The following is an 11,568-nucleotide window of genomic DNA, read 5'->3' on the forward strand; positions in this document are numbered from 1 at the left end:
CCTGCCGGTTCGCCGAACAACGGCTCGTGACCGACGACATCGCCGCCCGCGCCCTGCCCGCTGCGTCCGCCGCCGCCGAGGGCGTCGCCGCTGACCTGCCCGCTGCGCTGCCCGCCACCGAGGGTGCCGCCTCCGACCTGGCCGCTGCGCCGCCCGCCACCGAGGAGGCGCGCCCCCGACCGTCGCAGGACATGACCCTGTCGGCCAAACTCCTGCCCCCGCTGTGGCTGGTCTGGGGGTTCGCCGCGCTGGCGTCGATCCTCAGCGTCGACCAGAGTTCCGCACGGCTCTGGCTGGGCATCACGGCGGTCAACGCGCTGGCGGTCGCGGCGGGGATGTTCGTGGTCAAGCTGAACCGGCTGCCTCTGGTCGTCGTGCGCGGCACCCCGGCGCTGGCCACGGCGAACCTCTTCCTGACCGGCCTCGGCGGGAACAAGCTGATGGTCATCATCGGGTTCGCGATGCTGCTGATGTGGGTCGGCTTCTCGCTCGACCGGCGCGACCTGATCGCCACGTCGGGCCTGGCCGCGGTGGGCATCGGCATCCCGCTGGCCATGGCCGAGACTCCGCTGCACACCATGGCCCTGCTCGTCGCGTCCTGGGCGTCGGTGACCGCCATCGGCATCACCATGCACGTACTGCGCGGCTGGCTGGACGCGGCCAGTTCCGCGGCCGCGGCCAGCGAGCAGCGCGCCGCGGAGGCGCAGGCCCAGGCGGCCGCCGACCGGGAACTCGCCGACCGCGAACGGATCGCCGCGGCCGACGCGGAGTTGGCCCAGCGCCAGCTGATCCAGCAGCAGATCGCCGACAAGGGTGCCGTGCTCGCCGAGGCGGCCGAGCAGGTACGGCAGCAGACCGCGTCGGTGGCCAGCGCCAGCGACGAGATGTCGCGCGCCATCGAGGACCTGACCCGTACCGCGCACCTCACGGAGGAGATCACCGGCACGGTGGCCGCCAAGGCCGGCAACGCCTCGGAGCTCATGCGCGCCCTGGAGAAGTCCAGCGAGCAGATCATGGCGGCCTCGGACGTCATCCACGGCGTGGCGGAGCAGACCAACCTGCTGGCCCTCAACGCCACGATCGAGGCGGCCAGGGCCGGGGAGGCGGGCCGCGGGTTCGCGGTCGTCGCCGGCGAGGTCAAGGATCTCGCCCACCAGTCCGGCGGCAACGCGGAGACCATCGCCCGCACGCTCGGTGAGGTCCAGACGCAGGTGGCAGCCGCCGTGGAGCGGGTCTCGGAGATCACCGCGAGCGTGGGTGACCTCTCCTCGCACAACACGGCGCTGGCCGCCGCGCTGGAGCAGCAGTCGGCGTCGGTCCGGCAGATCGCACTGAGCGTCCAGGAGGCGGCGGGCCAGGTGGGCCTGATCACCGACGAGGTGCACGTCCTCGAGCGACTGTCTCGCAACTCGGCGTAGCTGTTCCGCGCCGTCAGACCCGTGTCCCGGCCGGTCCCCGGCGGCCGGGACACGCTCCGTCTCGTCAGTGCGGGGCCACCGCGCCGGGCTCGCCGACGTTCGTGGGATGCGGGACCTGGTGCGGCAGGCCGCCAGCCCTGGTCATCGCCTCGTACTGCTGCTTGGCGTGGTCGGTGAGCGGGGCCACCCAGACGGCCGTGCCGTACGCGCAGATCTCGGTCCAGCCCTGGACGGACTCGCAGTTGTCGAACCGGAACGCGACGACGGCGTTCGCCCGGCGCTGGCGTGCCTGCCAGATCATGCGGCCCATGGCCTCGTTGCGGTTGTGCACCATGAGCTGGGTCACCTCGCTCATCTCGCCGCCGCCCAGCGCCCGCAATCCCGTCGCGACGTTGGGCGCCCGCACCGTCACGCCGAACACCTCCCCGAGGACCGCGTCGATGCGGTACCCGGGAATCTCGTTGGTACTCACCACCAGCATGCGGAAGATCGTATAGATCGACGCCAACAGCACCCGGGACTGTCACACCCCGGCGGCACAATGGCCGACGTGCTGGTCGCGGTGGTGCCGAACTCGTCGGGCGGGGAGTCCGCCGGTGCTGGGGTGTGCGGCGGGCTGCTCCAGCCGTTGCACCCCGACGGCAGTCCGTCGGCCACCCCCGAGCCGGTGGACGACCTGCCTGCCGCGGTCCGGGCCCGCGCGGCCACCGGTCCGATCCGCTGGGTCTGGCCCGCCACCGCGGACATCTACCCCACCCTGCTGCGGGCCGGCGTGCGGGTCGACCGCTGTCACGACGTCGAGCTGTCCGAGTCCCTGCTGCTGGGCTACGCGGGCCGGTGGGGCGAGCCACGCGCGCTGCCCGCCGCGTGGGCCCGGCTGACCGGCGCCCCGGTGCCCGCGGACCCGCCGCCGCGCCTGCCCGAGCCACCCGGCCACGCCCAGGGCGCATTGTTCGAGACCACCACCGGTCCGCCGGCCGCCGCCGCGCCCGAGCGGCTCCGGGCCCTGACCGACGTGTACGCCGACCAGCAACGCCGGGCCGCCGCCACGGACCATCCCGGCCGCTTCCGGCTGCTGCTGGCCGCCGAATCCGCCGGTGCCCTGGTCGGCGCCGAGATGGGCCGGGTCGGCCTGCCGTGGCGCCCCGACATTCACGACGAGTTGCTCCGCGAGCTGCTCGGCCCACCCCAGCCGGTCGGGCCGCCACGCCGCCTCGCCGAGCTGGCGGCCGAGATCAACGACGCGTTCGGCGTGCACGGCCTGCATCCGGATTCACCCGCCGAGGTGCTGCGCGCGTTCGCCCGCGCCGGCGTCGACATCCCGAACACCCGGGCCTGGGTGCTGCGCCGGGTGGAGCACCCGGCGGTCAAGCCGCTGCTGGAATACAAGGAGCTGTACCGGATCTGGACCGCGCACGGCTGGGCGTGGCGCGACGCGTGGGTGCGCGACGGCCGGTTCCGCCCGGAGTACGTACCGGGCGGTGTCGTCTCGGGCCGGTGGGCCACCCGCGGCGGAGGCGCGCTGCAGGTCCCCAAGGTGGTACGCCGGGCCGTCGTCGCGGACCCCGGCTGGCGGTTCGTCGTCGCCGACGCGGGTCAGCTCGAGCCACGGGTGCTGGCCGCGGTGTCGGGCGACGCCGGGCTCGCCGCGGCCGCCGGTGCGGGCGACCTGTACGCCGCGCTGGCGGCCGACGCGTTCGGCGGCGACCGGGCGCGCGCCAAGCTTGCCCTGCTCGGCGCCATGTACGGCCAGACCGGCGGGGCCGCGGTGCCCGCACTTGCGGTGCTGCGCCAGCGCTACCCGACGGCCTTCGAGTACGTGGAGGCAGCCGCCCGTACGGGCGAGGCCGGCGGGCTGGTCCGGTCCTGGCTCGGGCGCACCTGCCCGCCCGCCGCCACGGCCTGGCGCGACGCGGGACTGGAGCCGCCCGAGGAGCTGGGCTCGGCCGAGTCGCCGCAGGGCGGCGCGTCCGGGCGGGCCCGGGGCCGGTTCACCCGTAACTTCGTCATCCAGGCCACGGCCGCGGAATGGGCCCTCGTGCTGCTGGCCACGCTCCGCGCCGCGCTCGCGGACGCCCGCGCCGAGCTGGTCTTCTTCGTGCACGACGAGGTGGTGGTGCACTGCCCGGCGCAGGAGGCCGACCGGGTCGTCGCGGCGGTGCAGGCGGGCGCGGCCGAGGCGGGGCGGCTGCTGTTCGGGCCGAGCGCGGTCCGCTTCCCCCTCGACGTGTCCGTGGTGGACTGCTACGCCGACGCCGCGTAGCGGATCCGGGGCTGAGGCGCTCGCGGGCCAGGTCGGACACGGGATGGCTTACCGTCGCCGCCGCGACCGGTGAGGGGACCGGCCGCGGCGGCGAGGGGTCAGTGTTCCGCGGCGGCGGTGAGGGTGATGAGCCGGGCGGCCTGGTCCTTCAGGCTGGCGGCGGCGGCGAGGACGGTCTCGGCGGCCTCCGCCGAGGACTGGACGGCGTCCGCGACGGCCTGCATGCCGCCGGTCATGTCGGAGCTGGTCGCGCTCTGTTCCTCGACGGCTCCGGCGATCATGCCCTGCTGTTCGGCGACCGCGTCGATCAGTTCGACGATTCCGGAGATGCCCTCGGCGGCTTCGGTGCTCTCCGCCTGGATGCCCTCGATGATCTCGGAGATCTGCCCGGTGGCCTCTGCGGTGCGGGCGGCCAGTTCCTTGACCTCACCGGCGACGACCGCGAAGCCCTTGCCCATCTCGCCCGCGCGGGCGGACTCGATGGTGGCGTTCAGGGCCAGCAGTTTGGTCTGTTCGGCGATCTCGGTGATCAGCTTGGTGACGCTGCCGATGCGCTGGCTGGACTCCTGCAGCTGGCCCATCCGGCGGGTGGCGTCGCGCGCGGCCTGCACGGCGGCGCTGGTGCTGGAGGAGGCACTGTTCACGCCGCGGGAGATCTCCTTGATGCTCTCGGTCAGCTCGGCCGAGCCCTGCGAGACGCCTTCGGCCTGCTCGGAGCTGCGCCGCGCGTTGCCGACGAGTTCCTCCCCGGCCTCGGCCAGCGACGAGCTGGCCGCGGACAGCTCCTGGGCCAGCTCCGCGGCGAGCGCCTGGGCCCGGGACTGCTCCGTGGTGTCAACGTAGGTCACCAGGATGCCGCCGGCGAACCGGTCGTAGATCGCGGTGCCCTGCACGAGCGCTCCGGGCTCGGCGGGATTGACGTACGGGACCGAGTCGATCTTCGGCACGGTTCTCTTGAGGATTGTCTGGAGTTCCTCCACCGCCTCCGGGCCCGACCGCTGGGCGAGAAGCGCGACAGCCCGGCCGGCCGCCTTGTTCCGGTAGAGGATCTCACCCGAGTCATCCGCGATGACCAGCGAGGCGGGGGCGTTGTCGAACGCCTCGTACAACGAGTCGCCGAACCGGGCGAGCGGATGAGTGCTCGCGTTGCCCGCTGACCGCCACCACTTGCGCATATCGACCCCGAATCATCCGACTGTTCCAAGGTCCCCAGTCGGCGGCGCGGCGTCCGAGATTAGGGGTCGCGCGGTGTGGTGGGCGGAACACCGGGCGGCTACCGCTCCCCGTGGGCGTTGTCGGCCCAGGTGTCCAGGTCGAAGTGCTGCCACAGGTGCGGGGCGAACATCGCTCCCACCGCCACCACCGACACCAGCGTGAACAGGGTGCGCAGCACGATCACCTCACCCGGGCCGCCCACCTTCACCGCCATCGCGTTGGGCACCCCGATCATCCGCCACATCCGGCGGCCCACCGGGATCGGCCAGAGGATCGGCACCCCGTTCTTGGTGATCATGTCGCCGAGCAGGTGCACCACGCAGCCCACCCCGACCGCCATGCCCAGCAGGGGATAGCCGCGGTCGCCCGGAAGGTGCAGCCAGGTGAACCACGCCATCGCACCGGCGGCCGCCGTGACGATCAGCCACCCGGCCCGCTCCGCCCACTCGTCGAACAGCCCGCGCAGCGCCAGGCCGGCGGTGAAGAAGACGATCGCCACCACGGCCCACTTGCCGAAACGTACGCACAGCTCCGTGGTGCCCCACCCGACCAGGGCCGCGAACGGCAGGGTGTGGGTGAACGTCCGGTGCCCGTTGTCCCGGCGCGGGTCCCGGCTCAGCCGGGTGGCGGTGTAGACGCCGAGCGAGACCTTCTCCACCACCTCCGCCACGAACAGTGAGAACACCCCGAACGTCCGGGCCACCGTGGCGCCGCCCTGGTTACGGGTGACCTTGCCGGACAGGTCCAGGTCGGGCAGCAGCGCCCCGCCCGCGCACATCGTGGTGCCCACGGCCACCGCCAGCGGCGACTGGCCGTACCCGGCGAGGTGGTCCAGTGCCCAGCAACCGGCCAGCCAGGCCGCCGCCCCCGACAGCGCGTGCGACGGACCCATCATGGTGGTCGTCCCCTCCCCGTGCGCCCGGTCCGCTGTGGCCGGTGCCAAACCCCGCCACCATGGCAGAGCGGGAAAGGGCGTTCAACGACCGCCACGTCCACGCCGGAGTGTCGATGATCACCGGTGGCCGGGTGCGTTCCACGGCGCGACACCGTAGCGGTGGTACGCGTGGTGGCGGTACCGCGCATGCCTGAACACGCCGATGAACAGGAACGCCAGCGGGATCGCGGGCCAGAACACGTGCGCCCCGGACAGCGCCCACAGGCCCAGCAGCACGAACGCCACCACGACCACCCCGCCCGCGTGGCGGCGCACCCCCCGCCGGGCGGCCGTGCGGGCCTGCGGGGTGTCCAGCAGGGCGGCCCGGCCGCCGCCCGGCAGGTCCGCGGTCAGCCGGGTGAGTTCGTCGCGGTAGGTGGCCGCGTAGGCGGCGGCGAGGCGCTCCTCGCCCTCGGCGAGGTTGAGGCGGCCCTCGCCCATCGCGGCGCGCAGGATCGTGGCGACCTGCTCGCGTTCGCTGTCCGAGGTCCGGAGCCGGTTCGGTCCGGACCAGGCTGAGCTGTCATGCACGTTCACGGTGACCTCCAGGTCGGGGCGGGACACGACTCCAGGGTGGCCGGATCCCGGCCCGGGCGCGTCGGCCCGGCGGAGCATCCGTACGCGGGTGCCCCGGCGCAGCCCAGCGCGCTGCCGTACGCCCGGGGGAGTACGGCGTCCGGCGCGCTACCCCCGTCGGCGCAGGCCGGGCGCGACGCCGCGTGGATGCCCCGGCCGGTGCCGGTGCCGTAGGTTCGAGACGTGCGTGACACCCCGGGGCCCTGGCGTGGACAGCGCCGGGCCGGACCGGGCGCGGCGGTCATCGCCGCGCTCTGCTTCCACGTGTTCGGCGCCTGGAAGCTGGCGGGCGCGGTGCCGCCGCCCGGCGACCTCGTCGCGTACGTGCTGCTGCTGGCCGGGCCGCTCGCCCTGGGCTGGCGGCGACGCGCCCCGATCGCCGTACTCGTGGTCGCGGCCGGGACCGCGATCGGCTTCGCCGCCCTGACCACCCCGCGCTGGACGTACGCGGTCGCGTCCGTGACGGCGCTGTTCACCGCGGTCAAGGCCGGTCGGCGCCGGCCCGCGGTGACCGTGGCGGGCGTGGGCTGGCTCGCCTGGGTGCTGATCACCGGCCCGTTCGCGGTGCCGCTCGGGCTGGCACCGCCCGCGCACACCGACGTGCGCAACGCGTTGCTGGTCGCCGCCGGGCTGGTGGTCACGGTGCTGCTGGGCGGGGCGGCGAAGGCCCGCGCGGAGCATTTCGCCGAGATCATGAAGGTACGGGCCGAGCGCGCCCGCGCCCACGAGGAGCAGGAGCGTCGCCAGGCGTCGGAGGAGCGGCTGCGCATCGCCCGGGAACTGCACGACGTGCTCGGTCACCACCTGTCGCTGATCAACGTGCAGGCCGGGGTCGGCCTGCACCTCATGGACAGCCGCCCGGAACAGGCCCGGGAGGCGCTGTCGGCGATCAAGACGGCGAGCGCGGAGGCGCTGCGTGAGGTCCGGGCGGTGCTGGGGGTGCTGCGGCCCGAGGAGGAGGCGGCGCCGCGTCAGCCCGCGCTCGGCCTGGACCGGCTGGCCGAGCTGACCGCGGACGCGGGCCTGCCGGTCACCACCACCACCTGCGGCGAACGCCGGGACCTGCCCGCCGAGGTGGACCGGGCCGCCTACCGGATCGTCCAGGAGGCCCTGACCAACGTGCGCCGCCACGCCGCCCCTGGCGCGACCGCGCAGGTCACCGTCGAATACGCCACCGACGAGCTGCGCCTGTCCGTGCGCAACGACGGCGCGACGCCCTCCCCGGGTTCGGGCGCCGCGCACGCCGGCGCCCTGGAGGGCAACGGCATCGTCGGGATGCGGGCCCGCGCCGAGGCACTCGGCGGCACGGTGCACGCCGGGCCGGAGGGCGGCGGCGGGTTCGTGGTCACCGCCGCGCTGCCGACCGCCGCCGTGGCCGCCCGGGGTGGCGCATGATCTCGGTACTGCTGGCCGACGACCAGGCCCTGGTCCGGGCGGGATTCCGTGCCCTGCTCGACGCGGAAGGCGACATCGAGGTGGTGGGGGAGGCCGGTGACGGCCTGGCCGCCGTCCAGCTGGCCGGGCAGACCCGCCCCGATGTGGTGCTGATGGACATCCGGATGCCCGGCGTCGACGGCCTGGAGGCGACCCGGCGCATCGTCGCCGACCCCGCCCTGGCGGACACGAAGGTGGTCATCCTGACCACCTTCGAACTGGACGAGTACGTGTTCGAGGCGCTGCGTACCGGGGCGGCCGGATTCCTGGTCAAGGACACCGAGCCGGTCGAGCTGTTGCGCGGCGTACGGGCCGTCGCCGCCGGTGACGCCCTGCTGTCGCCCAGCGTGACCCGGCGGGTGATCGGGGAGTTCGCCGCCCCAAGCGGGGCCCGTGGCCGCCCGGCCACCGTGCCGCAGGGCCTGGACCAGCTCACCGACCGGGAACGGGAGGTGCTCGTGCTGGTCGCCGAGGGCCTGTCCAACGACGAGATCGGGGCCCGGCTGGTGATCAGCCCCGCGACGGCCAAGACCCACGTGAGCCGGACGATGGTGAAGCTGGGCGCCCGCGACCGTGCCCAGCTCGTGGTGCACGCGTACGAGGCCGGGCTGATCCGTCCCGGCTGGCTGGCCTGACCACCGGCGGATCGTCATACCGGCCCGCTAGCGTCGCGGCCATGCCTTTCGGGAGGCGCGGCGACCGCCCGCGACAGAATCCGCTCCAGCTGCCCGGCGTCGCCTCCGACGCGCACTGGTGGGCCGCCACGCGGGCGCGGCACGAGGACACCGGCCTGTGGCCGCTGCTGCTGCACGGCCTCTCCCAGCGGGAGCCGGACCGTCCGTGGCTCACCGGCGAGCTCTCCCCGGGCCGGGCGGGCGGCTCACCGTCCGACCACGACCCGGAGGCGCTGCTGCGGCAGTGGTGGGCGGCGGTGGTACCCGAGCCTGAAGAGGACGAGGAGGACCTGCTCGAGATCGTCGCTCCGTTCCTGAACGGCTGGCCCGGCCGCGCCGACGCCGGTGTCCCGCAGCGCGATCCGGACGAGCTGGCCGGGGTGGAAGCCGGTTCGCTGGCCGTGGCCGACGGCATGCACGGTCTGCGGCCCGGTCTGGTCCCGGCCGCTCGCGGTGCGGACGTGCCCACGGTGCTCGGCTGGCGCGGCCCGACCAATCACGAAGGCGACATCACCAAGGTCTCCACCGTGCTGCGGGACTGGGAGGACCGTTTCGGTGCGCGGCTGATCGGGCTGGGCTTCGACACGATGTATCTGAGCGTCGCGGCGCCGCCGGTGGATCCGGACCACGCGCTGCGGGTGGCCGCCGAGCATCTCGCGTTCGCCCCGGACAACATCACCCAGGGCACCGGCTCACTGGCGGAGTACGCCGCGCTCCTCGCCGGCACCACCCAGTGGTCCTTCTGGTGGGACTGAGCGCGTACATCGGCGTGAGCGTACTCGAATCGGGGCGCCATGACGCCTTGGTGTGCGCTGCTAGGGTGCGCCCCATGGCGGACTCGGCGAAGCCTGACGGGATCAGGGCGGCGCGACGGCGTCTCCCCTGATCCCGTCTACGACGAGTTTGCGGGAGACCGTCCCGGAAATTCGCTCGTGCGTGGCATCCGCCCGCGAGCATGATGCCGCGGTGACGAATGCTCCTGAGGGATTCACCTACCGCCAGCGCAAGAACGGCGATGTCGAAATGCTGCACCACGGCCGCCCCGCCGGTGTGCTCCGCGGCGCCATGGCGGCCCGGTTCCTGGCGGACGTGGAGAACGAGGACCCGCAGGAGCTGATGGCCCGCCTGACCGGCAACTACCGGCACGGCAACGAACGCACCGCGAAGAACCATCCGCGGAACCGGGGGCGGTAGCGCGAGACCCCGGTCAGGGGGTCAACGCCGCCTCGACGGGGATCCACAGTTGCGCCTCGGCCTCGGTCGCGTCCGGCGACAGCCGGACGCGCAGAATCTCGGGCCCCGGCCTGCTCTGGTACGGGTTCGACGGGAACCACTCCGTGAACACGTCTCGCCAGAGCCCTTGCAGGGCCTGTGGAAAGGCGCCGGAGCTGTCGAAGACGGCCCACGTGCCCGCCGTGACGTCGAGACAGTCCAGGTCTTCCGGAGCGGCGCCGGTCGTGGCGGCACCGTGGTAGTAGTCCAGTTCGGTCCCTTCGGCACGGCTCTCGTCGAGATTGACGCTCGCGCTGATGATCCCGGCGGGCTCGGCGTCGGACAGCTCCTCGATCCGGCGCAACGCCGGCTGCCCGATGCCGCGGATGAATTCGGCGATGGCCGGGTTCACCCCCTCATGCACGAGGGGTACGCGGGCCTTCCTCCCGACCACCCGGAATCCGTCGCGCTGCACGATCCGGTATCGCATGCTGGTGCTCCCTTCGACGACAAGACGAAACGACATCCGAGGCTGTGCGTGCAGCGCGGCGCCGTCGCGCCGGGCCTGACCCGGTCCGACGCCGTGCACTGCGCGGAACGCGCGGGCGAAGGCTTCGGCGGAGCCGTACCCGTAGCGCACCGCGATGTCGAGCAGCGTCGCGCGACCGGTCAGCACCTCCGCACCTGCGACGGTCATCCGGCGTCGCCGGACGTACTCCGACAGCGGCATCCCGGCCAGCGCGGAGAACATCCGCCGCAGGTGGTACTCCGACGTCACCGCGACCCGCGCGAGTTCGGCGGGGTCGATCGTGGCGTCGAGACGCTGCTCGATGTAGTCCATGGCCGCGTTCAGCCGTTCCAGCACCTCGGCTCCTTCCTGCTGCGTTTCCACGCTAAGGCGGCACGCACAGGCGGGACCCGACATCCCGAGCCCGATTCGGTCGGGTCGGTGGCGCGCACCGGCCCTGCTGCCCGCTGCCCCCGCAACCGGCCCCCGTTACGGCAGTGCTGTGGCCTTGCGCAGCAGTGCGACGACCGGTGCGAACCGCTCCAGGAACATGCCGTTCACCGCGACGTAGGTGATGCCCAGTTCGGCGCGGCGGCGGCGCAGGACTTCCGCGATCTCGTCCGGGGTGCCGAGCAGGAACCCGATCCCTCCGGCGGCGGCCATCGCTTGCGGGTCGCCGCCGAGTATCCGGCCCAGTTCCGGGGGTACGGCCCGCGCGTGCTCGGCCACCGCGGCCACGTTGAGGTGCAGCTCCGGCGTACGGTCCCCGGCCAGCGCGCGCAGCGTCGCGACCGTACGGGCCAGCTCGTCCTCGGTGGCGTGCGGGCGCAGGCCCAGCGCGACGATGTCGGCCTGTTCGGCGGCCAGCCGCAGCATCCGGGGTCGGCTGGCGGCCACCAGGACCGGTGGTGCGCTGCCGTCGGGCGCGCGGACCGCGCGGATGGTGTCCGCGACCCGGCGCAGCCGGTCAGCGGGGGTGCCGAAGTCGGCGCCGAGCTGGGCGGCGTCGCGTTCGGCGCCGGGCCGCCCGCCGCCGAGGCCCAGTTCGAAGCGGCCGTCGGTGAGCGCGTGCAGGCTGCGGCTCTCCCAGGCGACCAGGCCGGGGCTGCGGTTGGGGGCGCTGAGCACGTACGTGCCGACCCGCAGCCGGAGGGTGGTGGCGGCCGCGGCGGCGAGCGCGGGGAACGGGGCGAACGTGTGCACGGTGTCCGGCACCAGCAGAATGTCGTAGCCCAGCTCCTCCGCACGCCGGGCGGTGCCGGTCCACTGCGCGCCGCTGTCCGCCAGCCCGGCGACGACGCCGAATCGGAAGTCTCGGTCGGTCATGGCGCCAT

The 11,568-nt window shown here is 73.8% G+C and carries 13 protein-coding genes; 7 read left to right on the forward strand and 6 right to left on the reverse strand.

Annotated elements, in window-relative coordinates:
- Positions 1-26 precede the first annotated feature (26 nt).
- Positions 27-1,418, forward strand: a complete 1,392-nt coding sequence (locus ACMCNO_RS12310) for a methyl-accepting chemotaxis protein (protein ID WP_412749539.1) — start codon at positions 27-29, stop codon at positions 1,416-1,418.
- 64 nt (positions 1,419-1,482) lie between these two features.
- Here ACMCNO_RS12310 and ACMCNO_RS12315 read toward each other — a convergent pair whose 3' ends face one another.
- Entirely contained in the window at positions 1,483-1,899 is a 417-nt protein-coding gene (locus ACMCNO_RS12315) for a YbjQ family protein (RefSeq protein WP_412749540.1), read from the reverse strand.
- 39 nt (positions 1,900-1,938) lie between these two features.
- Here ACMCNO_RS12315 and ACMCNO_RS12320 point away from each other — a divergent pair, with 39 nt between their 5' ends.
- Positions 1,939-3,681 carry a bifunctional 3'-5' exonuclease/DNA polymerase gene (locus ACMCNO_RS12320; RefSeq protein ID WP_412753684.1) on the forward strand — a complete coding sequence of 581 codons (1,743 nt, stop codon included), beginning with the start codon at positions 1,939-1,941 and terminating at the stop codon, positions 3,679-3,681.
- 98 nt (positions 3,682-3,779) lie between these two features.
- On the opposite strand, the gene ACMCNO_RS12325 is transcribed toward ACMCNO_RS12320, so the two are convergent.
- From ACMCNO_RS12325 to ACMCNO_RS12335, 3 genes are all read right to left on the reverse strand, one after another.
- Positions 3,780-4,856 (reverse strand): methyl-accepting chemotaxis protein, encoded by a 1,077-nt coding sequence (locus tag ACMCNO_RS12325; RefSeq protein ID WP_412749541.1) that lies wholly within the window; start codon positions 4,854-4,856, stop codon positions 3,780-3,782.
- 98 nt (positions 4,857-4,954) lie between these two features.
- On the reverse strand, positions 4,955-5,791 hold the full coding sequence (locus ACMCNO_RS12330; protein ID WP_412749542.1) for a metal-dependent hydrolase: 837 nt from the start codon (positions 5,789-5,791) through the stop codon (positions 4,955-4,957).
- Positions 5,792-5,908: 117 nt separating this feature from the next.
- Positions 5,909-6,394 carry a DUF1707 domain-containing protein gene (locus ACMCNO_RS12335; protein ID WP_412749543.1) on the reverse strand — a complete coding sequence of 162 codons (486 nt, stop codon included), beginning with the start codon at positions 6,392-6,394 and terminating at the stop codon, positions 5,909-5,911.
- A 9-nt stretch (positions 6,395-6,403) separates the two neighbouring features.
- On the opposite strand from ACMCNO_RS12335, the gene ACMCNO_RS12340 reads away from it, so the two are divergent.
- The 5 genes from ACMCNO_RS12340 (at position 6,404) to ACMCNO_RS12360 (ending at position 9,708) form a co-directional block, all read left to right on the forward strand.
- Complete coding sequence (locus ACMCNO_RS12340) at positions 6,404-6,580, forward strand: hypothetical protein (protein WP_412749544.1); 177 nt, start codon at positions 6,404-6,406, stop codon at positions 6,578-6,580.
- A gap of 9 nt (positions 6,581-6,589) precedes the next feature.
- Complete coding sequence (locus ACMCNO_RS12345; RefSeq protein ID WP_412749545.1) at positions 6,590-7,801, forward strand: sensor histidine kinase; 1,212 nt, start codon at positions 6,590-6,592, stop codon at positions 7,799-7,801.
- Entirely contained in the window at positions 7,798-8,475 is a 678-nt protein-coding gene (locus ACMCNO_RS12350) for a response regulator (RefSeq protein ID WP_412749546.1), read from the forward strand. Before ACMCNO_RS12345 ends, ACMCNO_RS12350 begins: the two co-directional genes overlap by 4 nt.
- Positions 8,476-8,516: 41 nt before the next feature.
- Positions 8,517-9,269, forward strand: a complete 753-nt coding sequence (locus ACMCNO_RS12355) for a DUF4253 domain-containing protein (protein WP_412749547.1) — start codon at positions 8,517-8,519, stop codon at positions 9,267-9,269.
- 211 nt (positions 9,270-9,480) lie between these two features.
- The gene (locus ACMCNO_RS12360) at positions 9,481-9,708 is read left to right on the forward strand and encodes a hypothetical protein (protein ID WP_412749548.1); all 228 of its coding nucleotides are present in this window, start codon (positions 9,481-9,483) and stop codon (positions 9,706-9,708) included.
- Between the two features lie 13 nt (positions 9,709-9,721).
- Here the strand turns inward: ACMCNO_RS12360 and ACMCNO_RS12365 are convergent, their stop codons facing one another.
- Complete coding sequence (locus ACMCNO_RS12365) at positions 9,722-10,591, reverse strand: helix-turn-helix domain-containing protein (RefSeq protein ID WP_412749549.1); 870 nt, start codon at positions 10,589-10,591, stop codon at positions 9,722-9,724.
- Between the two features lie 132 nt (positions 10,592-10,723).
- On the reverse strand, positions 10,724-11,560 hold the full coding sequence (locus tag ACMCNO_RS12370) for an LLM class flavin-dependent oxidoreductase (protein ID WP_412749550.1): 837 nt from the start codon (positions 11,558-11,560) through the stop codon (positions 10,724-10,726).
- Between the last annotated feature and the right edge of the window lie 8 nt (positions 11,561-11,568).

The organism is Krasilnikovia sp. M28-CT-15 (assembly GCF_047159595.1).
GTDB lineage: Bacteria > Actinomycetota > Actinomycetes > Mycobacteriales > Micromonosporaceae > Actinoplanes.